The following is a 23,948-nucleotide window of genomic DNA, read 5'->3' on the forward strand; positions in this document are numbered from 1 at the left end:
GTTTTAAATCAATTACTGATAGTACTCTGTGATTTCAATGGCACCTTTAGCTCCATTCCCTCCGGCGTATCCGCCAAAGCCCTGCCCGCCACCTATGCCACCATCTCCCACAGCGTATGAGTAAGTTCCAGCTGGATTATTAATCTGCGCATACAGACACCCACCTGCACTGCCTCCTGATCCGCTGTTTGAATTTGCGCCACTACTACTACCTGCGCCGCCGCCGCCAGCCCCGGTATTCTCAGCAGCATTTTTTCCGGCGGAGTTCATGCCACCACTTGCATTACCCGATAGGCAAGATGCGCCACCAATACCTCCCGCACCATAAGCAAGTGCGGTTAGACCGCTGCCTCCGCTACCGCCCGTCGATGACAACAGTGCTACTGCGCCCGCACCTACTGAAACTATACCACCCGCAGGTCCTGATCCTCCCCAGTTACCCGCAAGACCACCTAATGCAGTAAGGGATGATCCAAATGTAGTGCTTCCTCCTGATGTAGGCACTACGTTCGGAGGAAGTCCGCCCGAGCCCGATCCGCCACCGCCGCCGCCAATAAGGCGGACACGTAGGTATAAGACGCCAGCTGGAAGTGTGTAAGTTCCAGAACCGGAAAGGAATACTTGAATAGTTGGTGCACGAAATGCAGGTTTACTAATATCCAGCCATTGACTTCCGTTCGAAATAATTGTCACTGACGAATTTTTTGAAACTAAAACCATACTAGGATTACCATCAATATTTTCACCCGAAGTTGCGTTTACTATTGCCGAGTTTGAACTCGAATCAGTTTTTTTGAATGTAAACGTTTTCCCCGCTTTTTCTGCAGCGGAAGGCAAGCTAACGATTATGTTGCCTGAAGAAGCATCAATAGAAACTACATCATCGGTATCCACAGATATGCTGGTCGCGGATGCTGCCGCCCTAACAGTCTTCAATCCATTGCTTGGGATATATCCCAAAGCAGATGAAATTTGGTTTGAAGTTACGTTATAAGGCTGACATGATAACGTGTCTGAGATTGCTAAATATGAAAGGTGCTGCCCATTAGGACACGGGCCTGATGCCATTAACCAACCGCCAACGACTATTGATTTGATATCGGCGATATTTAGATTGGATCCTTGTAGCACTCTACCTTTTGAATCAACTGTGATTTTAGAATAAGTACCTGCAACCACCCCTGTTGACTTTAATAACGGATTTGGAAAAGTACCTTCCAAGTCTCCACCGGCTATACCTCCTCCAGAGTTCAAATCCGCAATATCAACAGCTACGACTTGTGTCACTCGGCCTTTGGCATCAATGGTTAATTTAGGTATTTGAGTAGCAGACCCATAGATACCAGGCTGAACTCCTGAGTCGGAGAGACCGATCTCTCCCGAAGTAGTAATCGTGCCACCGGATAAACCAGGCCCTGCAGCAATACTTGTAACAGTTCCCGTTCCTGTCCACCCACTCGAAAGGATTTTACAATTCGCCCCCGTCCTATCACAAATGGAATCAGCACGGATTGTTCCGACTACCTCAAGACGATCTTGAGGTGTCGTAGTACCTAAGCCAACATTCCCAACTGAATCAACGTTAATCCTTCTGTTTCCTTCACCATCAGCAATTATGATATTATTTGAAATATTTGGCCCGAGGGATTGAACTCGTGCACCAATAATGGTGTTGTTTGTACCATTGATAATCCCTAAACCGGAATTATGTCCAATGACGGTATTATACCCAGTAGAGTCTGTAGTCCTTTTCAAATCAAATAAAGCGTTGGTTCCTATGGCGATATTTCCATTAGAAATCGTATTACTGGCTAGAGAGTAAGTTCCAATTCCTATGTTATTGGAGCCTACAGTAAATTTTAACGCAAAATCGCCAACGCCAACATTGTAATCACCCTCATCATTCGACTGAAGCGATCCATTTCCTATCGCTGTGTTCCCATTTCCCAGAGTATTCTCGGTTAGCGCTGCCGCACCAATCGCGACATTTTGGGTTCCATCCGTATTCGCTGAAAGTGCACCGCTGCCGAATGCCGAGTTATAACTCGAAACATTCGTTTTTAATGCATAAAGACCTACGGCCGTGTTTGATATACCGGTAGTATTGAGCGACAAAGCCTGGTTTCCCACTGCTGTGTTCCCCTGCCCCGTATTCACTTGCAATGCTCCGCTGCCAACCGCCGTGCACATTGATGCTAGGCCGCCATATCCTGTCCCTATACCAATGCCATTTACCTTAATGTCTCCGTTAACATCCAGCAGAGCTGAAGGAGTAGCTATTCCTATACCAACCAAACCGGAGTTATAATATACATCAGCACCACTTGATACCCATGCGCCTGCTTTAGCTTGAGAATTAAATAGTAGCATCACGGTGAATATTGCTCGATATTTCATGAAGACCTCGCCTTAAACATTAATATGTATATGAACATGAAGTAGTTTGTTTAAATTCGAAATGTATTCAATTGAATTTCTTGAACAGAAGTGTTTTTTAGCTCAAGGTCGGGAACAAAAAAACTTAACCCTGGTGCATTTTAGGTCGCCTATCAAAGTTTTAGACACCTAATAAACAACCTATTTTCGCTCTGCCAAGCCAGTTTTTTGCATGCCTTGGTCGACATGAGAAAATGGCTCGTTCTTCCCTTTTTGTTAAGTGCCTGTCAAAGCGATGTTCAGACCTCTCCGGCTGAGATGACACAGGTGGATTCACCGGCTATTGTCGGTGGCACTGAAGTGGCTCGTGAAGACGCCATGACTCGCAAAGCGCTTCACCTGCGCTCGCTTTATAACAAACAAGTTAAAGACGATGGCAATAAGATCACGACGTCTTACAAGGTGCAGGAATGTACAGCGGCCGCTATTTCTCCAAGAATCATTCTGACAGCCGCTCACTGTATCGTGGAAAATGCCAATGTGGTTCGTATCGAACTTCCCGTTGAAGACAAGAAAGCCCTTTTCAATGTGATCAAAATCGTGCCTCACCCAGATTACCCGAAAGAAGATACGGCGGATCTAGCGATGATGCTTCTTGAAGTCTCTCTTCCAGAAGGCGTAACAATCATGACGTTGCCTGAGGCTAAGAAGAATTTGGAACTTAAGAATGTGACTGCCGCGGGCTTCGGAAGAACTAATGGAAAAAAATCTCTTCCTGGAAATGCAGGCATCTTAAGAACCGCGACTCTTGAAATTGCATCTTACGATCCGAGCCTCCCTACTTTCGAAGTGGATCAAACCAAAGGCAAAGGTGTCTGCCAAGGAGATTCCGGTGGTCCTGCGATGTTGACTGCAGGTGAAGACACAATGGTTGTCGGTGTTGTTTCAAAATCATTGATTCCGCAAACAGAAGATCCAGATCCCGATTGGTGTAACTACCGCGGTCAGTACATCAATGTTCAGTATCACATGGACTGGATTCAAAAAACTTTAAACGCGTTATCTTTAGAGTAAAGACGATGAAACAAGTCAAAGCCCTTTTAATCTTATTTGGACTTTGCGGCGCTCTCAGCGCCCAGGCTTTGACGTCCACAAACGTTCTTCCTGAAGGTATTAACAGTCCATCATTTCGCTTTGGGAAGATTGATGGCATTGATGAAAAGTATATTGAAGACGGCACTTTGATGAAACTGGGCGACTACAAATCTGTGGTCTTCGATGCTCCGACTTTGGCGAAATTCAATTCCGATGCAAAACGCCTGATTGATGCGTTGAACAGCTTTGGCGCTCATAATCTGGGAAGCGATTTTAATCTAGGAGTTCTGCGCGTTCATACGAAACCCACAGTGCAGTACTTTGCTCCCGTTTTTGCCCGTGGTTTAACTAAGAAATGGACATTGGGTTTAGGTTTACCAGTCGTGACTTACAAAAACTCTGTGTCAATATCTCAGCAGTTTTCTAACATTGAATATTATCGCGCCCAGTTCTCCGGTCTAAGTGCCGAACTCGACAGCGCCTTAAATACGAACTTGGCTGTCGCCACTCAACAAACTTTGAAACAAAAAGGCTATCGACCGTTAGCCAATCAGGATGAAACTTTCTTAGGCGACGTTCAACTAGCTAGCGTTTATAAGTTTTATGAGGACAATAGGCAAGCCATCGTCTATCAAGCGCAGCTCAGCTTACCAACGGGCCCTGCCTATGACCCTGACAATCTAGCGGCATTAAATATTTTCGGCCGAACGAACATTAATAATACCGTCGCTTATTCCCGCAAGATGGGGAAAAGTTTTACCCTTGTTCCCTATCTTTCATATATCTATAACGTTCCCGATAAAATCACCGCGCGTGTACCTTTGGACGAAGATGACACTCTTCCTGATCAGGCGTCAAAAGAAGAGGTCGATCGTTCGTTAGGAGACACGACATCACTAGGCAGCAATTTATTCTATGAACTCAATGACAGTTGGACTTTCGGTGGCGGCTATGAATATTCCACGAAGTTCGAAGACAGTTTTTCTGGCGCAAAAAATTCTCGTTATGATCTTCTAGCTTTGAATACTGAAATGCGAGCACAAAGAGTGAAGGCGGAAGTCTCTTACAGCTCTGTGAAATCTTATTTTAAGAAGACGGCCGTACTTCCCATGATCGTGTCCTTGGAAGTTTCTGATGTCATCGCGGGAGTCAACGTAGAACGCCAATTGGTGCAAGAACTGAACTTGATGATGTTTTTTTAAAGGGATTTTAAATGAAGACGAGCATTAAAATTCTAATTTCATCTGTCCTTGCCTTGAGTGCTTGCGCGCCCAAACCGGAAGAGCGTCGCTTTGAAACACCTCGCAATGCTTTCGGCCCCAAGTCCCAAGACGCCGATCTAAATGCACGTCTTCGCTCGTTTAACAGAGAAACTCCCCCTCTCGTGTGGCAGGGAACGGTTTCCACCGCCGACCTTTTCGAACAAGCCGAAAACTTGATCGCTCTTGGAAATTTGCGGGATGACGAAGTTCTAAAAAACAAAGGCTTGCAATGGATTCAAAGTTTTTATGCGCAGCCCGGCGCCACAACGATGGTGCCCCTGGCGCAAACCCCTTTTGCATCTTTAGCCGCCGCACAAACTCAGGAAGAAGTAAGAAAAACTTTAAGTGAAGTGTCCGTCGACCTTGAAAGATCACGACTGACCCTTTCCGGAAATATCCTTCAATTAGGAAGATCTTATCCCTGGCCGCAACAGCCAGAGACTCTATCAAGTCTTTTACTTCACGTCGAAAAATTCACCGAAGCTCTTCTTGGTTCGATTGATACTTTAGATATGCCGGAGATGATCAAAGAGGGCGTAAAAACGGAACTCCAACTTCAAACGAAACCTTTGTTCGCCGACGTCCAACGTTTGATGCAAGACTTGCAAAACGCAAAAACTCTGACACAGACACTGAATCTGGTTGAAAAAGTAATTAAGGATTTTGATGTTGCCGTTCCTGCAGATCTTCAAAAAAGTCTTCAACAAGGTCGCCTTATCTCGACAGGCTTAGATGCCATTCAAGACGAGCCTCAAGCAGGGCTCACAGTCCTTGTTGATATCTGGCGTATTCTAACTCCGGAAGAAAAAGCCAGCTATTTTAAACCGGTGAACGAAGACCTCTATGATTTTCTGACGAATCAAGATGATAAGGAACTTGATTGTCTTCGTAAAGATGGCTGTTCCGGCGGCTTGTTTAAAGGTATTGCCAAGAAAGTCTTTATCCTTCCAAAAATTAAAAAGTACGGCTTGCAGCAACTTCGCCAAGAGATGAACGAAAAAACGAAAGGCTATGTTTATTCTGAAATCGAAAAGTTCGCGCAAAACTTTGTAAAAGAACTTCCGGCAATCTTCGTAGAAAAAATCGATGCCGGTCTTGTTGAAAAAAGGAAAGAGCTGGCGAATGTTCAGTCCAATTATGGCGACTACATCAAAAATCTTTTTGCAAAATGGTCAGAAAAAGTTTTGCCAGAGACAAAGGGCCACGTTCCCGGTTTTGAAGCCTCGCAAGTTAAAATCCAAATTTCCAATAAAACGGCATTCTCGGTGCAACCTCAAGGTTCGATGAACGAGATTCAGGCCGATAATATCGGTCCCTCGTTAGCGGCAAACAGTCTTCTTCTTGAGTACTCACAACCAGAGACAGCTCTCAGTTTTCAAACAGCTTTATCGCAGGTAAATAAGCTCGTGAGCATCGGTGGTTATCGCGATGTGAACGGAAACCTGATCCCGGCATTGCTTTCTCCCGTCGAAGCAGTCAAAGCACCTTTGGATATCATGAATCTTAACGAATCTGAGCATTCTTACCGCATCCCCGACAAGATCCGACTGCAAGACGGATTTCATGCGAACGAAGAAATGGCTTACGAGAAAAACTTTTCAGCAGAAGCCTTCGCCTCACAGATTCACGGCTTAAGCCGCATGATGCGCGTGATGGCTGATTGGAAGGAAACGAACTTTGATAAGACACTTGGGAATATTAAAGCGCAGGAATTAACATCAGAAATTCAAGCAGAGGCTTTAAATAGATCTTTATTCCCCAAAGATATGCTCTTCACATTGAATCTTGGCGATGTGGCCGTACTGCTTCAAGATATCACGAAGAAATCCACGCCGGTTTTTCTACTCACGCTAGATAAGAAGCTCCTGTGGGCGGATCAATATACGACGACAACTGAAACTGCCGTCATGGGCGGCATTGTCGACATCAAGGCCGGAAGAAAATCAAACGCCGTGAAGACACGGGACATGGCGAAGTTTATTTTAGCCATCGCTGAATTCTTAGAGGCCACTGAAGGTGTTGAGAATACAAAATCTTCGATCCTTTTAGAAAAAGATGCCGAGGGATTGAGTGCTCTAGAAACCTTAGTGGAAGGTCGACGCGATCTTAAACTTCTCACCGTCGCTTTAGCTAACTTTCTTTCAAATCAGCTGATGAATGAGAAGTCTTTGCTTCCGTCTTACTATTATCTTAATAAACTGCAACCTTCGAATAATCCTGAAGTGAACGCTGAAGAACAAGCGTTAAGCCTGCGCGCTCTTCTTAAGGCTGCTGAGGTGACGGAGCTTGAAACTTACAAGTGGTCGGCTTTGGAAATCTATTACGGCATGAACAAGCATCTTTATAACGACAAAGAAGGCTTCTATGTTCACGGCGATGGAACGAAACTGGATTTCCCGCAGAAGGTGAACGTAATCCTAGCGCTAGAAACAGTTCGTCCACACCTGAACAAAGAAAGCCGTCAGCAATTGGATAAAATCCAACTGCCGTGGATTCGCTCTTTACAGTCTTTGAAGTGATTTAGTCGTTGTCGTCTTCGGGAGCGATCTTTTGAATCATCTCTCGGAAACCCTGTTGATCCGCCGAAGGAACTTCGCGGCGGTCCAGAGTGAACTTGATATATTTTACAAAATTCTTCTCAAATTTTTGGTTGATGGTGTCACGAATGTGATTCCCCATAAAACTCATCTGCTGCATCCAGGTTGAGTTTCGCACCCAAACATACAAAACACCGCGCTGAAAACCGACAGGCTCGGCATTTTTCGCAATGGTGGGCCCCACGACTTCTTCCCATTTCGCCCACAATTTCCAACGCATAAATTGCTCTGACAATGGCGACTTGCCATTTTCAAAAAGACTCTGTAGTACTTCCGAGCCGATAGAAAATTTACGCTTGGGTTTGTTTGTGTAATCCATCTCAGAAAAGGTCTACCACAAAGATGACAAATTTCACTCAAAATCAAAAAATTACAGTGGTTGGTGCAGGGCTCGCAGGCTCGGAATGCGCATTACAATTGGCTGACATGGGATATCAAGTCGTTCTTTACGAAATGCGCGATAAAACCATGACGCCTGCTCATAAAACTCACAAGTTCGCAGAGCTTGTTTGTTCGAATTCTTTTGGCAGTTTGGGAGAGCACTCCGCACCAGGACAATTGAAGTGGGAAGCAAAAAAAATGAATTCCCACATCTTGGATGCGGCCTTCAAAGCACAAGTTCCAGCAGGCCAAGCTTTAGGAATGGACCGCGAAGTCTTTTCTGAAATCGTCACCGAGAAAATTAAAAATCATCCGCGCATCGAAGTTCGCAATGACGTGGTGACGTCACTGAGTTCTTTGCCTCGTCCGACCGTGATCGCCACCGGCCCGTTGACTCATGACGAACTCGCCGAAGACATGCGCAAACATTTTGGTGATGAATTTCTTTACTTCTTCGACGCCATTGCGCCAATCATTGATGCCGATACCATCAACACGGAAATCGCGTGGAAAGCCGACCGTTACGATAAAGGCACGGGCGACTACTACAACTGTCCGATGAACAAAGAAGAATACAATCGGTTCATCGAAGAAATCAAAAACGCACGTAAGATCGAACCAAAACATTTCGAGACGACGAACTTTTTTGAAGGCTGCATGCCGATTGAAGTGATGGTGGACCGTGGTCCTCAGACTCTGCGTTTCGGTCCCATGAAACCGATCGGCTTGGATGATCCACGCACAGGTCGTTATCCTTGGGCCGTCGTCCAATTAAGACAAGACAACAAAGAAGGCACGGCCTACAACATGGTCGGCTTTCAAACTCGCATGGCGTACGGAGAACAAGTGCGCGTCTTCCGCATGATTCCAGGGTTAGAAAATGCAGAGTTCCTAAAGCTAGGAAGCATTCACCGCAACCTCTTCATCAATTCTCCGAAAAGATTGAATCAAGATTTGTCCTCCAAGAATGATCCTTGGTTGTTCTTTGCGGGCCAAATCACAGGTGTCGAAGGATACTTCGAATCGACGTGTACGGGACTGATGGTCGCGCATTTCTTGAATCAAAAACTTCAAGACCGCCCTTTCACACCACCACCAAGAGCCAGCGCCTTTGGTTCTTTGTTAGAAGCAATCACGGATCCTACAAGAGCAGAGCACTTCCAACCTACGAACATCAACTTCGCCCTTCTTCCACCATTGGCAGAAAAAGAGCGCGACAAAGAACTTCGCAAGAAAAAGCAAATCACTTTAGCTCGCGAAGCTTTGCAAAACTGGAATCCCTAAGGGCCAAAGCCTTTAGGAGATTTCCATTTCACGTTTTAATTTCCAATCTAATGTCGGCTGATCCACTTCAGGCTTGAAGTGGTCACGGCAACGAGCTTCATAAGAATCATGAGCCCCAACAAGAACCTGATTGTCTCCACCTGAAGTTCTTTGCGTACGGCTAGCTTGAGCACCACAAACCACGCACACCGCATGTTGCTTCGTCACACTTTCAGCAATCGCCATCAAAGTCGGCATCGGCTCAAAAGGCTTCCCCTGCCAATCCGTATCCAAACCCGCGATAATCACACGAAGCCCACGATCAGCAAGATCCTGAGCCACCTGCACCAGATTCGCAGAAAAGAACTGCCCCTCATCAATACCGACAACTTTAGTTCCCGGCTTCAAATGACTCCAAATCTCTTCCGCATCATGAATCGGCAAAGAATCCATCGTCGTCATATTATGAGAAGTCACTGCCATCTCATTATAACGTTTATCAATAATAGGCTTAAAAACCTGAATCTGAAGCCGAGCAAACTCCGCCCGACGCAATCGGCGAATCAACTCTTCAGTCTTCCCACTGAACATCGACCCAACAACGATTTCAATCCACCCTCTACTTTGAACATAAGAAAACTCAGACACTTGACCCCTCACTGTCTTCAGCCAAAGACGATCCAAGAATCCCCACCCCGAGTCACCAACTAACGCAAACCGTCCCCACCAAAAAATCCCAAGAAAGCATGTCTATATATAGAGAAGACCCAGAACCCAAACTGCTGCTCATTAAAGCTGCAACATTTTTGAAAACCTCTTCATTCAATCCCCCGGGCGCAAACATGTCTCGGAAGAACTCAAGAACCCGGTTTCGATTCTGTGGATTGGCGAAGCCTTTGGGCTGGCGGATGATGAAGGGACCTCCGGCCCCGCAGGATGCGGTACCCTGGCCGGCAGAGGGCCGGACGCCCGTGTCCCGTAGTCATTCGACAGCCCAAAGGCTTCGACGATCCGCAGAATCGAAGGGCCCGCGTTACAATCGCGAGCTTCTCCCAATTTCGTAACACGGGACCGCAACCCCACACTGAGACTGAAGTTTTTTCTAATTCACCACGGAGTTCTTCCAAAAACCGTCAGTTTTTCACAATTTTAAGGGTCTGAACCACCCTTATGGCTTGCGACTGCGGCGCGTCGTCGGATACTCAGGGCGAACACATGGGAATGTTTTTAAGATTTCGACAGAAATTAACCAAGGTCGCTCTAGTCAGCGCTTTGGGTTTTACGACGATCGCAATGAATGGCTGTGACGCCATTTATTGGGACGAGCAAGAAACTTTGTCCCGTGTTCAAGCTAAAGGCGAAGTTGTTGTCCTCACCACGCAAAGTCCTCTTATATATAGTAAGCCGAAAAAAGGGGTGGCGTTCGGAATCGACCACGATCTGTTAGAAAACTTCGCTCACCGCTACAACCTCAAGATCCGTTACGTGGTTCTTCCTGATGAAGACTCGGTGATAAGGGCTTTGATGAAGGGTGAGGGCGATATTGCCGCCGCTCGTTTGAGGACTCCTCGCAATAATACAGGCTTTTTGAAAAGCCCGGCCTATGAAGAGACTTTCTTAAGTCTTTACTGCCACAAAAAATCCCAAGTTCAAAATATCCAGGATCTTAACGGCAAACGCATCCAGCTTCTTAATAAAGACAACTACTTCGGTCTTTCACAACGCCTGCTTCAACTTTCTCCGTCCGTCCAACTTGAAATTTTAGAAAATACGAAAACTCAGGATTTATTCACCGGTCTTCCGCAACGTAAAACGGATTGCGTGATCGCTGAAAACTTCAGTGGAGATTTCTATACGCGCTATCACACCTCCGTAGAAAAAGTGACGGCCCTGACGGAGTCTTATTCATTAAGCTGGCTTTTAACTCCAGATAATTATGATCTCGTGCAGTTAATGAATGCTTGGTATCAGCAAGCCTCTCGCGATGATGAAATCATGCGTACCTTGGATCGTTACAAAACTTATCTCGCCCAACTGGATAAACGAGACATTGCGCAATTCTTTAAAAAGATTCGTTCGACACTTCCTCTTTACCGCCAGGCTTTCAAAGATGCCGGTGAAGAGCACGGTCTTCCGTGGCAGTTGATTGCTTCGGTGGCGTATCAGGAATCACATTGGAATCCAGATGCTCGCAGCTTTACGGGCGTGCGCGGTCTTATGCAATTAACGACAGAGACGGCAGATCACGTGGGTATCGAAGATCGTACAGATCCCATGCAAAGTATTTGGGGCGGATCGAAGTATCTTCGTTACTTATGGAATCGCACTCCGAAAGACTTAAATCCGAAAGACCGTCTGGCTTTGACTTTGGCGGCCTACAACGTCGGTGTCGCTCACTTGAAAGATGCGCAAAAGCTCGCTGAAAAAATGGGTCGCAATCCTAATTCTTGGAGACACCTACGCGAGGTTCTTCCGCTTCTAGCAAATCCGGATTACGCGGCTGAATTAGAATACGGTCCTGCGCGCGGTTATGAAACAGTGGACTTCGTCGAGCGTGTGAAGTCGTTTTATAACTTAATGAATTCTGGCGTTTAATTTTTTTGAAATTTTAGAAATAAAAAAAGCCCTCTTTTCAGAGGGCTTTTTAGTTTATTCAACTGTCACGGACTTTGCGAGGTTGCGTGGTTGATCCACATCGTAACCAAGGTTGCAAGCCAAATGGTAAGACATCAGCTGCAATGGAATAACAGTCAAAATAGACTCGACAGTCCAGTGAGCTTTTGGAATTGCCAAATAGTATTCACTGATCGCACGAAGCTTTTCGTTTTCGCCAGTTCCAATAGAAATCACTTTACCACCACGGGCACGGGCTTCTTCCAGATTGCTGATAGTTTTTTCGTAAAGGTGATCTGTCGGGGCCACCATCACAATCGCCATGCGCTCGTCGATCAATGCCAATGGACCGTGCTTCATTTCACCTGCGGCATAACCTTCAGCGTGCATGTAAGCAAGCTCCTTCAATTTCAAAGCGCCTTCCATTGCGATTGGGAAGCTGGTACCACGACCCATGTATAAGAAGCCACGGAACAACTTCAAGCCTGAAGCAGCTTCTTCGAAGTATTTGTCATAAGCTAAAACGCCTTCCATTTGACTTGGAACAGCTAGCAAAGACTTCACAAGTTCTTTTTCTGTCGCTTCATTCATCGCACCGCGAGCGCGAGCCAATGAAATGGCAAAACAGTTAAGAACAGCCATCGTGCTGGTGAAAGCTTTTGTCGAAGCCACACCGATCTCTGGACCCGAGTTCATATACAAGTGCCCGTGAGCTTCACGATCAATTGTTGAATTGCGCACGTTACAGATACTCAAAGTTGTCGCACCCAATTCCTTAGCCATGCGGATCGCTGCCAAAGTATCCGCCGTCTCTCCACTTTGAGAAATCGTCATCACCAAGCTGCGAGGAGGAATCACCGGATTGCGATAACGGAATTCACTTGCGATATCACATTCAACGGGAACTTTCGCAAGCTGTTCGATCAAGTATTTACCCACCATGCCGGCATAGTTACTTGTTCCGCAGGCGATGATGAACACGCGGTCGATGTTTTTAAAGACTTCTTGAGTTTTCGCCCAGTCCGCTTTCGAATCAAGCTCCTCCAGTTTCTGAACAGGCTGTCCGCCGAAGCCGACATTTTTTAAAGCCACAGAGAAATTCTCTGGATTCACATGCGGCTCAATCGCTGCTGCGACCGCACGAGGCTGCTCATAGATTTCTTTAAGCATGTAGTGAGCATAACCTTGCTTCTCAACCATCTCTGGATTCCAGTTCAGCTCAACCACTTTCTTTTGAATCGGAAAGCCGTTGGCAGAGAAGAATTGAACATCCGCCCCTTTGATCGACACGATTTCACGGTCATCCAAGTAAACGAATTTTTTCGTGTACTGAATCAAAGCTTGGACGTCACTAGCCACGAACATTTCTTTTTCGCCGATACCCACAACAAGCGGTGGGCCGTCTTTGAAAGCCACTAGACGATCTGGATCTTGTTCCCACATCACAAGGATAGAGAACGCGCCGCGGATTTTTTGCAAAACGCCTTCAACGGCTTTGAAAAGATCTTTCGTCACTTCCACTTCGTTCGCGATCAAATGCGCGACAAGTTCAGAGTCTGTATCTGAAGTGATCTCCGCCCCTTGAGCCAAAAGCTCTTCGCGAATTTCAAGATAGTTTTCGATAATGCCATTGTGAACAAGATTGATGCCGCGAACTTGGTGAGGATGGGCATTTCTTTCAGAAGGTTTACCGTGAGTCGCCCAACGAGTGTGACCGATGCCGATACGGCCATCGAACTTCTCTGACGTCAGTTTTTCTTCCAAGTTTTTAAGTTTACCTTGGGCACGCACGCGTTTTGTTTTGCCACCATCAAGAATAGCCACACCCGCACTGTCGTATCCACGGTATTCTAATTTTTTAAGACCGCTGATAATCACATCTTTGGGATTTTGAGGGCCTAAATAGCCAACGATACCACACATAACTTCACCTATTTGCTTTCAGTCTCGGCCACTTCTTGTTCAGTGGCTTTAACAGCGTAGTTTTCTTTAACGAATTGTTTGCCACGAGCGACAGCCAAGGCTTTCGCTGGGACATTTTTAGTAATCGTCGATCCGGAACCGATGATGGCGTCATCACCGACTTCGATAGGAGCCACGAACTGAGTGTCACTGCCTACGAAGACACGGTTTCCAATCTTCGTTTTATATTTCTTTCTGTCAGCTGCGTAATTACAAGTTATAGTTCCGCAACCTACATTCACTTCTTCACCGATCTCGGCATCGCCAAGATACGTCAAGTGACCGGCTTTTGATTTTTTACCGAACTTCACTTTTTTCATCTCCACGAAGTTTCCAACATGAGCTTCTTCGAAGATTTCTGTCTCTGGGCGAAGGCGCGCGTAAGGACCAACAGAAACTTTATTGTGAAGTTTCGTTTGTTCTAAATAACTGCCGCCGCGCACCTGCACGCTATCGCCGATTTCTGAATCAGATATAAAACTATTCGATTCGATCACGGTGAAAGAGCCGACTTTGGAGCGACCACGAATAAAGACATTCGGGTAAAGCACTGTGCCAGCGCCGATCTCCACACTTTCCTCCACGTAGACGGTGCGAGGGTCGATCATCAACACGCCTTCTTCCATCAAACGCATAGCTTTGCGTTTGAATAAAAGACGAGTGGCCTTAGCCAGCTCGACTTGGTTGTTCACGCCAACAGCGACTTTGGGAGTCGACTGGATGGCTTGCACACGCAGCTTATCTGAGATGCACAAAGAAATAAGATCCGTGATGTAGAATTCTTTTTTTGAATTGTTGTTTGAAATCTTCGGAAGGTATTCCGCAAGGACAGAGCCTTTCACCACGTAGATACCTGTATTGATTTCTTTGATTTTCAAAGTTTCAACCGAAGCATCTTTCGCTTCAACGATCGCTGCAAGTTCACCACGATGACGCACGATACGACCAAACTCGCCCGGCGTTTTAATAACCGCTGTCACCACGGCCAAATCACATTTTTCATCACGGAAGTGACGAACGAAGTCTTTGATATCCGAAGCTTCAATCAACGGATGATCGCCGTTCATGATAACAACGTCACCTTCGATGGTTTCTGGTTTGGCACAACGAACGGCGTGCGCCGTCCCCAATTGTTCTTCTTGGACGTAACAAGCAACACCCATCGGTTCGACGACCTGGCGGACGAGATTTTGTCCGTGACCCACGATCACGCGAACTTCGGCGGCACCGGCACCTTTGGAAGCTTGAATGACTTTTTCAATCATCGGGCGGCCCGCCACGGGATGAAGAACTTTTGGAAGTGGCGATTTCATACGTGTGCCCTTACCGGCAGCAAGAGCGATCACAGTTAACTTCTCAGATGAATTGACTGACATTTAGAAACATCCTTTTAAAAGCTTTTCTTCTCTGAAAAAAACAGGCTTAATTGTCTCATGCAAGGAAAAATTTTTCATCAAACTTCTTGGGCTCAAACCTCTCTTGGAACTTCTATCGAATTGTATAAAAAATCACACAGTTTGAGTGGCTTTTCCGAACGGCCCATTTTGTTTATTGGAGGAGTTCATGGCGACGAACCCGAAGGCGTTCGCCTGGCGCAGGAACTTATCCAATGGCTTCAGCAGGTAGAGGCCACTCAATCTGAGTCTATCCGCCCGTGGCTGCTGATTCCCTGTATCAACCCCGACGGTTATGCGAAAAACCAAAGGGTGAACGCCGGTGGAGTAGACCTGAACCGCAATTTTCCTTCGCGAGACTGGTCCTCGGAAGCCAAGGCACCCCGATATTATCCTGGCCCTTCGCCTGGAAGTGAGAAGGAAGTGCAGGCCTTGGTAAAACTCATTGAGGACGAAAAGCCACAGCTCATAGTACACTTTCACTCGTGGGAGCCTTGCGTTGTCTACACGGGCCAGCCTGGAAAAAAAGCCGCTGAGATATTGGCGACTGACACAGGTTACGAGGCGCGTGAAGACATTGGTTATCCGACACCGGGAAGCCTAGGACAATACGGTTGGATGGAACACCAGATCCCGGTGATCTGTATTGAAGAACAAGAACACATTGATCTGAATTTAGTGTGGCCTCACTTTAAAAAGGGACTGGAACTTCTACTGACAGGAAAATCAATTTCATGAGTAAGTATAAATCCATCGCCTTCGACTTAGACGACACCTTGCTGGACACCTCAGGTATTCTGGTTCCAGCAGCGGCCCGCCGTTCTTGCGAAGCCATGCTAGCTGCGGGATTGCGATGTGATTTAGAAACTTGTTTGCAAATGCGCCATGAGTTGGCCTCGCAATATTCACATACAGAAATCTTTACGAAGATTGTCGATAGATTCGGGACGAACCAAAAAGGGAAAGCCATTCACGACGCGCTTGAGCGTTTCTATAACCCCGAGATCCCTGAAAAACTTCCGATGATGCCAGGATCTTTGGATAACATCCAAAAACTGCGCAAATCTCATAATCTGTTTTTAGTAACGATGGGGTCTCCCGAGGCCCAAGCGCAGAAAATCCGCTCTTTAGGAATCGCGCCGCTGTTTAAAAAAATCTATATTTTAAATGGCTTTATCGGAGAGAAAAAAGAATCGGCCTTCCTCGACATTGTGCAAAGTGAAGGTCATAAACCGCAAGAACTCTTAAGTATTGGGAATCGTCTTTCCAGTGAAATTCGCGATGGAAAACGCATGGGTGCTGACACCTGTTACTTCGCTTATGGCGAGCACGTCGGCGAAATTCCGCAATATCCTGAAGATCATCCTGATTTTACTATCACCCAACACCAGGACCTCATCCCGACATGCGGACTTTAAAAGCCAGTTTTCTTTTAATTGGTCCTTGGGACGCACGCTTACAAGAATTGGGAGCGCATATTGCTACCGACTTGCAGCAGGCCTGGCATTGGATTCAGGACTCCACCTACGATGTTGTCGCCGTATCGATCACTTTGGTTTTAGGAAAAAAATTTCCTGAGTTTTATCAGGCGATCAAAGAAAGTTCACCGGCGACGCAATTTATTGCTGTCGTGCCAGAAGATTTTTCCGCACACCAGCTTTCTTTTTTGCATGAAGAGTTTTCTTTCTTCCGAGTGATGTCGAGCTATCAAGATGCCGATTTAGAAACCCACTTGTTTTCGGCGTTAGAAGAAGCCAATCAGCGCAAACAGGATGAAAACTTAGCGCTCTTAATTCGCGAACAAACGGCACAGTTAAAACGCTTGCAAATTGAACTCGAAGAGCGCGTGCAAAAAAGAACGAAGTTTCTGACGGAAGCACGCCGCAAATTGTTTTTAACAAACTCTCGTATCGAGGGATTTAAGCGCGCCCTTATGGCCGTGCATCAGGCAAGCTCTGTGGGGGAAATTGAACAACTTCTTAATGAATCTATGGCCGCGACGGTTCATACGTCTTGGATTCGTTTGTTCTATCATCCTCAAGACGAATTGTTTTCAAGACAGGTGCAGGCCCAGCTGAACTTCACGCAACTGCAGGTTCCCCTTTTCCGTCATCACGAAAAAGTCGGATCCATCTTTTTCTTGCGGGGTCCGGATCATCCTTTCACGAAGGAAGAAAGTGACTTCCTCACTCGCGTTGCCGAAGCCGTGGCCTTGGCCTTGGACCGTATTCAGAAACTGAAAGAATCAGAGTCTTTGAAAGAACAATGGGAAGCCACTTTCAATTCCATGTCGGATCCCGTTGTTCTTATTGACACGAATTATGACATCATTCAATCCAACAAGGCTTTGGATGACAGGCTTCGCGAGCAGGGCCGCGAACACACTTCGCGCAAGTGTTATCAAGTTTTATACAATCGCGAGGAACCTTGTCCGGGCTGTCAGCGCGGAACGAACTTCCGCGTGCAAAGTCAGAGCTCTTCTCCGCGCACCTTCGAAGTTTTCAGCCAAAGCCTTCCGTTGGATTCTGAAAAGCCACCGGTATTCGTAAATCTTTATCATGACGTGACTCAACAACTGAAAATGGAAAAGCAGATCTTAGAGTCGGCAAAAATGGCAGAGCTAGGAACTATCGGATCAAGTATCGCTCACGAACTGAATAATCCCTTAGGGGGCATACTATCCTTCACTCAGCTCATTAAGATGGACATGAGTCCAGACAATCCTCTTTACCCCGACATTGTGGAAATGGAAGCGGGCGTACAACGCTGTAAAGAAATCGTGCAAAACCTTTTAGGTTTCACGCGAAATCCCAATGCCGATCAGATTGGGGATATCAGCCTGAAGGAAGCCTGCTTGCGCGCTCTTAAGATCGTAGAGCTGCAAACAAAATCCCAAGGCATTGAAGTGAAGCTGCATTTCCCTGGCGAGGATATTTTGGTACGTGGCCACCTTAATCTTCTGGCTCAAGCTTTGAAAAATGTCCTGCAAAGTGCGATTGATCACGTCACAGACCGTTCACGCAATGAAAAGGGCTTTCGTCCAATTCTAGATATCGAAATTTCCTCTGGCACAGAACTGACATATATTTTAGTCAAGGATAACGGTACGCCAGAAAAAAACCCCAGCCTTCCTATCGGCTTAGGTCTTTCAGTGGCCTCGCAGATTTTACGAGACTTTGAAGGCACACTGGAGTTTTCACTGAGCCAATACCAAGAGAATATAGCGCGCATAGCTTTTTCACTTTAAAGGGTTGTTGTGGAAATCAAAATCACCAATCGTTTGATTCAGGGTATCTTTGCCCTTGGTACAGTCGTCACTCTTTCTATTCTGATACTCAATTTTCTTTCTTTGCGCGACTATCGCCGCTCTATTCGTGAACAAGAAAAAAGCGAAGCCCTGGTCGTTGTCATGGAAGAACTTGTGAAGACAATGGTTGACCTCGAGACCGGCCAACGGGGTTACATCCTTACATCTAACAGTGATTTTCTTGAACCTTATGATAAAGCCCGCATCCACATTCCGCGCCACCTCAAAACTTTAGACCAAGGCGCTCCGCCAGAAATTAAAAATATGGTGGAGTATAAAGCCCTTCGCGGGCTCGTAAATAAAAAAATCGATCTGTCTCGCGAGATGATTGCGCTAGTGAATGCCGGGCAAGTAAAAAAGGCACAAGACAAAGTGCGTTCCGGTGCCGGTAAAGAAGTGATGGATCAACTTCGCGCTTATGTTGATGCCGTCAAAGGTGTCGAACGTGCCAAGGCCGAAGAACATCGCAAAGTCTCTGAATCCAAAGGCCGTATCAATCGCGACTGGACGATTCTAGGTAGCGGACTTTGCTTTGCGATTATCGTTCTGGCCTATCTTCTGACCGACATGGAGAATCGCCGACGCACTAAGGTTGAAGAAGAATTAGAGCTGGCGAAGGATGCCGCTGTTGAGGCTTCGAAACACAAGTCTGAATTTTTAGCTAACATGAGTCACGAAATTCGCACTCCCATGAACGGTATTTTAGGAATGTCGGAAGTGATGATTGCGGAAATGCCCGAGAGCGGTCAACGTGCCAAACTTGAAAAGATCCGCGACGCTGGAATGGCTCTTTTGACCCTAATCAACGGCATTTTGGATCTTTCAAAAATTGAATCCGGGAAACTGGAGCTTGAAGAAAACTATTTCGAGCTACCGAAACTTGTGCAAGAAGTTTACAACACCTTAGAATATTCCGCGAAGTCAAAGGGCTTGAACTTCGAGATTTCTATTTCTGACAGCACACCTCGCGCGTTTTCCGGAGACGCACTTCGCATCCGCCAAATTCTTATTAATCTTTTGGGAAATGCCATCAAGTTCAGCTCTTCAGGTAAAGTCACGTTACAGATCAACTCCTACCGCGCGCAAAGTTCAAAAACCATGCTTCAGGTGCAAGTTTCCGATAACGGCCCAGGTATGACGGAAGAGACCGTCAAGAAACTCTTCACTCCGTTTGAACAAGGTGACAAGAGCACGACAAGAAAATACGGTGGAACGGGCTTGGGCCTTTCTATCACGAAAAAACTTGTAGATCTGATGAACGGAACGATCGAAGTAGAAAGCAAACCCGGAGAAGGAACTTCATTCTGGGTGAACATTCCTTTAGAGGCAGTGAATTCCCTGCCGGCAACAAATAGCTCTACGTCGCCGTCGAATCCGGCGTTTCAGTCATCTTTGGCTCCGTTGAAAGTGCTGGTGGCTGAAGACAACGCCACAAACCAGGAAGTGATCAAGGTTATGTTGAAACGCCTGGGTCACACTTTCACGATAGTAGAAAACGGCCGCGAAGCCATTGCCGCTTATGAAAATGAAAAACCTGACGTGATCCTGATGGATTGCCACATGCCGGAAATGGATGGCTATGAAGCGGCAAAACATATTACTGACGGTCAAGGCGCGCTTTGGTGTCGAGGTATCCCTGTTATCGCAGTCACCGCCAATGCTGTTCGAGGTGACAAAGAGGACTGCATGCGCGCAGGAATGTGTGACTATCTGTCGAAGCCTCTGACGATGGCAGAGCTGGATGATAAACTCGCGATGTGGTCGCCAAAGCTTGATGCCGTCGACACCCAAATTGTTGATCCCCGCGCGATGGAGCGACTTCGCCAGATCAGTGAAACACAAGCACCCCTTTTGATGTCACAGATTCGCGAGGAGTGGTTTAAAGAAGCTCCAGAGTCTTTACAGAAAATGAAGACGGTGATCGAACAATCTGAATGGTCCGAGGCGAGCAAAATCGCTCATCATTTAAAGTCGACGTGTGCGAATGCGGGCTTACGTCGAATGACTCAGTTCTGTTCCAAAATTGAAGAAGACATTGCTCAAAATAAATTTGATGAAGTGATGTATTTGTTTTTACAGCTGCGTTCTGAATATAAACTTGCGTGTTTGCATTTAGGAAGAGAAAATAGAAATCAAGGTATGACTTCTTAGAGGTGGCTCGTGGATAAAAAGGTATTCAGTAAAGTACGTGTGTTGATTAGTGATGATAATACCACCGATCGAATGATTCTGGCCGCCGCCCTCAGCGAACTGGGTTTTCAATATATTATTCAGGCCGAAGACGGCGCCGTGGCGCTAGCTAAAATCGAACGCGCTCACGATATGGGCGCCGGTATTGATCTTCTTTTTTTGGATTGGCAAATGCCAAAACGCAATGGCCTGAGTCTTTTGACAGATTTGCGCCGATCTCAACGTCATAAAAATATCAAGATCGTTATGACCACAAATGTTGCCGATGAAAAGTCGGTCAAGGAAGCCTTAAATCAAGGCTTAGATTCTTATATTATTAAGCCTCTTTCACTAGACACATTGAAGTCCAAGCTTCTTACGATGAAGCTTTAAGGCACTTCCCTGACTGTTGCCACCGCCTGTGAAATTCCATTCCTTAGAGGCTCCGACGTTTTCTAAAATATGAAAACAAGGAGTTGTTATGAAGCTCAAAAAGTACCTGGTAGCGTTCTGTCTACTGCTGCTCTCGCCTCTAAGTTCACCTGCACAAAACAATCAAAACACTATCAGTGATAAAGATATTGTCGATGCCTATCATTATTTTCTGGGCCGTCTGTTGGTGCTTCGCCAAGAGCATATCGATTTTAAAGACGGTGGATTTAAATGGAATGAAATCTATCATCGCGAGCCTGGCGGTGTGGCCTGGGCCAATCCCAACTTAGACGTCGTTTACAGCGAGGCGTGGTTGGCTTTAGATTCCAAAACTTGCGTTCTAGTGGATATTCCAAAGATCGAAAAAAGGTATTACACGTTCCAGGTATTAAACAGCTGGGGCGAAACACTTTCCAACATCAACGAAAGGGCCTTCCCTCGGCATCCTTATGGAAAGTTTGCTTATTGCCAGGAAAATGCGGCGGTGAAAATCCCTACGGGCACCGAGCGCATCAACGTTGTCGGAAATAAATTTCGTGTGCTGGCAAGAGTGGAAATTGGTAAAAACCAAAAAGAAGCCGTAAGACTCCAAAAGCAAATCAAAATTCGGCCAACTGCAACGGCGCAGGTTGAAACGCCGGTACAAATCCCCCTTTTTTCAAACAAAGAACTTCCCGGGTCCGTCGCCTTTGAAAAAGCAGAAGCGATTCTAAAGAGCGAACCAGATACTAACGACGGCATGGTGCCTTTGCAGGAAAAGACCCTGCTTATTAGCCGCAATTTGGGGGATGAAGCCTTCCGTGCAAGAACGGACGAAGTTATTCGCAAAGAAGCCATTCCCTCTTTTTTGCGCGCTCTTTTGACTGAAGGAACACACAAAAATGGTTGGGGCGCGACACCACCTGCGGGAAAATACGGAAGTAATTATCTTTGGCGGTCTCTCGTTAACTATGGGGGGATTTGGGCCAATACTTCGGACGAGGTTGTTTATTATCGTACAAATACCGACGGAACGAACACTCCTTTGAATGGCAGCGAAACCTACACTATGACCTTTCCTGCGGATCAACTGCCAGAGACTTTGGCGAAGTTCTTTTGGTCCGTCATTGTCGTCGACGGACAAAAGTTCATGGTCGTTCCCAACTCTTTGAACAGATACCTAATAAACAATCAATCCAAGTTGCAGAAAAATAAAGACGGCTCTTTGACAATTGTCTTTGCGAACAAGCAACCCAAGAATTATCCGCAAGCCAATTGGCTTCCGACACCTGACAAATCCAACTATCATCTGACATTTCGTTTTTACGGTCCGGAACTTCCTGTCGTTAAAGGACAGTATTTCCCACCGCCCTTACAGAAAGTCACAACATCACTTTCCAAAAACGAACTTTGAATTTCGGTTAATCCAAAAGGCAGATTTCTTAAATCTGCCTTCTTTTTAATCATGACGAGGAATATCTCGAATTTTTATCAGGTCTAGTTCCAAAAAAGGCGGCATTTTTTTCCATTCCCCGTCCAGTTTTATGGTCCTGAAAGCCTTACCTGGCGCGGATTTTTTGACAGTCCCGTCAAAAATACCCTAAGCTTTAGAAAGTACTGAATCAGTACAAGAACCCACCATGGAAGGAAGGTTCATGCGAAGCCAAAGAGTCCTAATATTAGATGACGAGTCCTCCTTAAGAACCGCACTTTTTAGAGTGCTTGATCGCAAAGGCCTGAACGTCATCACTGCCAACAAAATCGAAGAAGCCAAAGTTTTATGTCAGGGTGACACTCCTGTCGATTTAGCTATCGTTGATTTGAATCTTCCCGATGGCGATGGCATTGAATTCATGACCCATCTTAAATCTCTGAGCCCCGCGACCGAAGTTATCATTCTGACAGGTCACGCCACGATTGAGTCTGCTATTCGTGCAACACAGAAAGGCGCCTTCCACTTTGTAACTAAGCCTTTCAATCTTGAAGAACTTATGAGCTTGATTGAAAAAGCTCTGACTCACAAAAAACTTCAGCAGGAAAATCAGCAACTTCGTTCGGAACTTAATAAAAAATATAAGTTCGATCAAATCGTGGGTAACTCGGATCAAATTCAAAATGTATTGCGTTTGATCGAAAGAGTGGCCGATTCTGATTCAACAGTTCTGGTCACAGGCGAATCCGGTACGGGAAAAGAACTTATCGCCCGTGCTATTCACTACAACTCTCCTCGCGCGCAAGGCCCGTTTATTCCAATCAACTGTGGCGCGATTCCTGCGGAGCTTTTGGAAAGTGAACTTTTCGGACATATTAAGGGCGCTTTCACAGGCGCTATTGCCAACCGTGTAGGTCGCTTTGAAATGGCTGACGGCGGAACGATCTTCTTAGACGAAATCGGAGACCTTGAACCTTCTTTGCAGGTGAAACTTCTTCGCGCGCTGCAAGAGCGCAGTTTTGAACCGGTAGGCTCAACTAAAACTGTGACAGTGAATGTGCGCGTGATCGCGGCAACGAATATCAATCTTGAAGAGGCTGTCGACAATGGCCGCTTCCGTGAAGATCTTTTCTATCGTCTGAATGTCATTCCTTTGCCTGTTCCCGCTTTGCGTGAACGCAAAACCGACATTCCATTGTTACTGAATCACTTCATGGAAATTTTTAATAAAAGCAAAGGCCGTGGCCTTTCAGGAATCACACCTGACGCTTTGGATTGTCTTGTGAACTATGCTTGGCCTGGAAACATCCGTGAACTTGAAAATCTTGTAGAGCGCATGACGATTCTAAAAGGCCAAGGGCAGGTCGATATTTCAGATCTTCCGATCAAGTATAAGTCCGGCAAAACCGCTTCTTCGGAAGTCGGCGGTTTGGAAATCCCAGATGCGGGAATGGATTTCAACTCGGCCGTCGATGCTTACGAAAATGCTTTGATTCTAAAAGCTTTGGAAAAGACGGGCTGGAACCGGAACCAGGCGGCCGCTCTTTTAAGACTGAATCGAACGACTTTGGTGGAGAAGATCAAAAAGAAAGGTCTTATTCCTCCCAACGAAATCACACCGACATAATTTGTTTAAGAAGAAAGCCCGCCAAAAGCGGGCTTTCTTGTTTGGGCTGAACTGCGTCC

Annotated in this window: 17 protein-coding genes; 12 read left to right on the forward strand and 5 right to left on the reverse strand. The window is 46.1% G+C overall.

What is annotated here, in order from left to right; translation table 11 throughout:
* Nucleotides 1–12 precede the first annotated feature (12 nt).
* The gene (locus ACLWBD_RS15225) at nucleotides 13–2,397 is read right to left on the reverse strand and encodes a hypothetical protein (protein ID WP_413568825.1); all 2,385 of its coding nucleotides are present in this window, start codon (nucleotides 2,395–2,397) and stop codon (nucleotides 13–15) included.
* A 225-nt stretch (nucleotides 2,398–2,622) separates the two neighbouring features.
* On the opposite strand from ACLWBD_RS15225, the gene ACLWBD_RS15230 reads away from it, so the two are divergent.
* From ACLWBD_RS15230 to ACLWBD_RS15240, 3 genes are read left to right on the forward strand one after another with little or no spacing between them, the layout of a single operon-like run.
* Nucleotides 2,623–3,450 (forward strand): S1 family peptidase, encoded by an 828-nt coding sequence (locus ACLWBD_RS15230; protein ID WP_413568826.1) that lies wholly within the window; start codon nucleotides 2,623–2,625, stop codon nucleotides 3,448–3,450.
* Nucleotides 3,451–3,455: 5 nt separating this feature from the next.
* Nucleotides 3,456–4,673, forward strand: a complete 1,218-nt coding sequence (locus ACLWBD_RS15235; protein ID WP_413568827.1) for a hypothetical protein — start codon at nucleotides 3,456–3,458, stop codon at nucleotides 4,671–4,673.
* An 11-nt stretch (nucleotides 4,674–4,684) separates the two neighbouring features.
* On the forward strand, nucleotides 4,685–7,252 hold the full coding sequence (locus ACLWBD_RS15240) for a hypothetical protein (protein WP_413568829.1): 2,568 nt from the start codon (nucleotides 4,685–4,687) through the stop codon (nucleotides 7,250–7,252).
* Nucleotide 7,253: 1 nt separating this feature from the next.
* On the opposite strand, the gene ACLWBD_RS15245 is transcribed toward ACLWBD_RS15240, so the two are convergent.
* Entirely contained in the window at nucleotides 7,254–7,649 is a 396-nt protein-coding gene (locus tag ACLWBD_RS15245) for a DUF721 domain-containing protein (protein ID WP_063205206.1), read from the reverse strand.
* Between the two features lie 23 nt (nucleotides 7,650–7,672).
* On the opposite strand from ACLWBD_RS15245, the gene trmFO reads away from it, so the two are divergent.
* The gene (gene trmFO / locus ACLWBD_RS15250; protein ID WP_063205207.1) at nucleotides 7,673–8,995 is read left to right on the forward strand and encodes a methylenetetrahydrofolate--tRNA-(uracil(54)-C(5))-methyltransferase (FADH(2)-oxidizing) TrmFO; all 1,323 of its coding nucleotides are present in this window, start codon (nucleotides 7,673–7,675) and stop codon (nucleotides 8,993–8,995) included.
* Nucleotides 8,996–9,007: 12 nt separating this feature from the next.
* Here trmFO and ACLWBD_RS15255 read toward each other — a convergent pair whose 3' ends face one another.
* Nucleotides 9,008–9,622, reverse strand: coding sequence for a thymidine kinase (locus ACLWBD_RS15255; protein WP_081112127.1), 615 nt, complete (start codon nucleotides 9,620–9,622; stop codon nucleotides 9,008–9,010).
* A 567-nt stretch (nucleotides 9,623–10,189) separates the two neighbouring features.
* On the opposite strand from ACLWBD_RS15255, the gene mltF reads away from it, so the two are divergent.
* Nucleotides 10,190–11,569: a membrane-bound lytic murein transglycosylase MltF gene (mltF, locus tag ACLWBD_RS15260; protein WP_413568830.1), complete on the forward strand. Its 1,380-nt coding sequence runs from the start codon at nucleotides 10,190–10,192 to the stop codon at nucleotides 11,567–11,569.
* Nucleotides 11,570–11,623: 54 nt separating this feature from the next.
* Here the strand turns inward: mltF and glmS are convergent, their stop codons facing one another.
* Both glmS and glmU read right to left on the reverse strand, forming a co-directional pair.
* The gene (gene glmS, locus ACLWBD_RS15265; RefSeq protein ID WP_413568832.1) at nucleotides 11,624–13,510 is read right to left on the reverse strand and encodes a glutamine--fructose-6-phosphate transaminase (isomerizing); all 1,887 of its coding nucleotides are present in this window, start codon (nucleotides 13,508–13,510) and stop codon (nucleotides 11,624–11,626) included.
* A gap of 8 nt (nucleotides 13,511–13,518) precedes the next feature.
* A complete protein-coding gene (gene glmU / locus ACLWBD_RS15270) occupies nucleotides 13,519–14,925 on the reverse strand; it encodes a bifunctional UDP-N-acetylglucosamine diphosphorylase/glucosamine-1-phosphate N-acetyltransferase GlmU (RefSeq protein ID WP_413568833.1) in 1,407 nt (468 codons plus the stop codon).
* 57 nt (nucleotides 14,926–14,982) lie between these two features.
* Between glmU and ACLWBD_RS15275 the strand changes: the two genes are divergently transcribed.
* The 7 genes from ACLWBD_RS15275 to ACLWBD_RS15305 all read left to right on the forward strand — a co-directional run bounded on the left by ACLWBD_RS15275 (nucleotide 14,983) and on the right by ACLWBD_RS15305 (nucleotide 23,889).
* Nucleotides 14,983–15,681 (forward strand): M14 family murein peptide amidase A, encoded by a 699-nt coding sequence (locus ACLWBD_RS15275; RefSeq protein WP_413568834.1) that lies wholly within the window; start codon nucleotides 14,983–14,985, stop codon nucleotides 15,679–15,681.
* Nucleotides 15,678–16,361 carry an HAD hydrolase-like protein gene (locus tag ACLWBD_RS15280; RefSeq protein ID WP_413568836.1) on the forward strand — a complete coding sequence of 228 codons (684 nt, stop codon included), beginning with the start codon at nucleotides 15,678–15,680 and terminating at the stop codon, nucleotides 16,359–16,361. Before ACLWBD_RS15275 ends, ACLWBD_RS15280 begins: the two co-directional genes overlap by 4 nt.
* Nucleotides 16,349–18,190 carry a histidine kinase dimerization/phospho-acceptor domain-containing protein gene (locus ACLWBD_RS15285; protein ID WP_413568837.1) on the forward strand — a complete coding sequence of 614 codons (1,842 nt, stop codon included), beginning with the start codon at nucleotides 16,349–16,351 and terminating at the stop codon, nucleotides 18,188–18,190. Before ACLWBD_RS15280 ends, ACLWBD_RS15285 begins: the two co-directional genes overlap by 13 nt.
* Before the next feature lie 9 nt (nucleotides 18,191–18,199).
* Nucleotides 18,200–20,401: an ATP-binding protein gene (locus ACLWBD_RS15290; protein ID WP_413568838.1), complete on the forward strand. Its 2,202-nt coding sequence runs from the start codon at nucleotides 18,200–18,202 to the stop codon at nucleotides 20,399–20,401.
* A gap of 9 nt (nucleotides 20,402–20,410) precedes the next feature.
* Nucleotides 20,411–20,812, forward strand: a complete 402-nt coding sequence (locus ACLWBD_RS15295; protein WP_413568840.1) for a response regulator — start codon at nucleotides 20,411–20,413, stop codon at nucleotides 20,810–20,812.
* A gap of 88 nt (nucleotides 20,813–20,900) precedes the next feature.
* On the forward strand, nucleotides 20,901–22,244 hold the full coding sequence (locus ACLWBD_RS15300; protein WP_413568842.1) for a DUF1214 domain-containing protein: 1,344 nt from the start codon (nucleotides 20,901–20,903) through the stop codon (nucleotides 22,242–22,244).
* Nucleotides 22,245–22,485: 241 nt separating this feature from the next.
* The gene (locus ACLWBD_RS15305) at nucleotides 22,486–23,889 is read left to right on the forward strand and encodes a sigma-54-dependent transcriptional regulator (protein ID WP_413568843.1); all 1,404 of its coding nucleotides are present in this window, start codon (nucleotides 22,486–22,488) and stop codon (nucleotides 23,887–23,889) included.
* Nucleotides 23,890–23,948 lie beyond the last annotated feature (59 nt).

This window comes from Bdellovibrio sp. HCB117, assembly GCF_047305915.1.
GTDB classification, from domain to species: domain Bacteria; phylum Bdellovibrionota; class Bdellovibrionia; order Bdellovibrionales; family Bdellovibrionaceae; genus Bdellovibrio; species Bdellovibrio bacteriovorus_B.

What these genes read in the sequence shown, in the direction of transcription:
- mltF (WP_413568830.1), top strand. Translation starts at nt 10,190, where the DNA reads ATGGGAATGTTTTTAAGATTTCGACAGAAATTAACCAAGGTCGCTCTA.
- ACLWBD_RS15275 (WP_413568834.1), top strand. Translation starts at nt 14,983, where the DNA reads ATGCAAGGAAAAATTTTTCATCAAACTTCTTGGGCTCAAACCTCTCTT.
- ACLWBD_RS15285 (WP_413568837.1), top strand. Translation starts at nt 16,349, where the DNA reads ATGCGGACTTTAAAAGCCAGTTTTCTTTTAATTGGTCCTTGGGACGCA.
- ACLWBD_RS15300 (WP_413568842.1), top strand. Translation starts at nt 20,901, where the DNA reads ATGAAGCTCAAAAAGTACCTGGTAGCGTTCTGTCTACTGCTGCTCTCG.
- ACLWBD_RS15230 (WP_413568826.1), top strand. Translation starts at nt 2,623, where the DNA reads ATGAGAAAATGGCTCGTTCTTCCCTTTTTGTTAAGTGCCTGTCAAAGC.
- ACLWBD_RS15245 (WP_063205206.1), bottom strand. Translation starts at nt 7,649, where the DNA reads ATGGATTACACAAACAAACCCAAGCGTAAATTTTCTATCGGCTCGGAA.
- ACLWBD_RS15225 (WP_413568825.1), bottom strand. Translation starts at nt 2,397, where the DNA reads ATGAAATATCGAGCAATATTCACCGTGATGCTACTATTTAATTCTCAA.
- glmS (WP_413568832.1), bottom strand. Translation starts at nt 13,510, where the DNA reads ATGTGTGGTATCGTTGGCTATTTAGGCCCTCAAAATCCCAAAGATGTG.
- ACLWBD_RS15280 (WP_413568836.1), top strand. Translation starts at nt 15,678, where the DNA reads ATGAGTAAGTATAAATCCATCGCCTTCGACTTAGACGACACCTTGCTG.
- glmU (WP_413568833.1), bottom strand. Translation starts at nt 14,925, where the DNA reads ATGTCAGTCAATTCATCTGAGAAGTTAACTGTGATCGCTCTTGCTGCC.
- ACLWBD_RS15240 (WP_413568829.1), top strand. Translation starts at nt 4,685, where the DNA reads ATGAAGACGAGCATTAAAATTCTAATTTCATCTGTCCTTGCCTTGAGT.
- trmFO (WP_063205207.1), top strand. Translation starts at nt 7,673, where the DNA reads ATGACAAATTTCACTCAAAATCAAAAAATTACAGTGGTTGGTGCAGGG.
- ACLWBD_RS15305 (WP_413568843.1), top strand. Translation starts at nt 22,486, where the DNA reads ATGCGAAGCCAAAGAGTCCTAATATTAGATGACGAGTCCTCCTTAAGA.
- ACLWBD_RS15235 (WP_413568827.1), top strand. Translation starts at nt 3,456, where the DNA reads ATGAAACAAGTCAAAGCCCTTTTAATCTTATTTGGACTTTGCGGCGCT.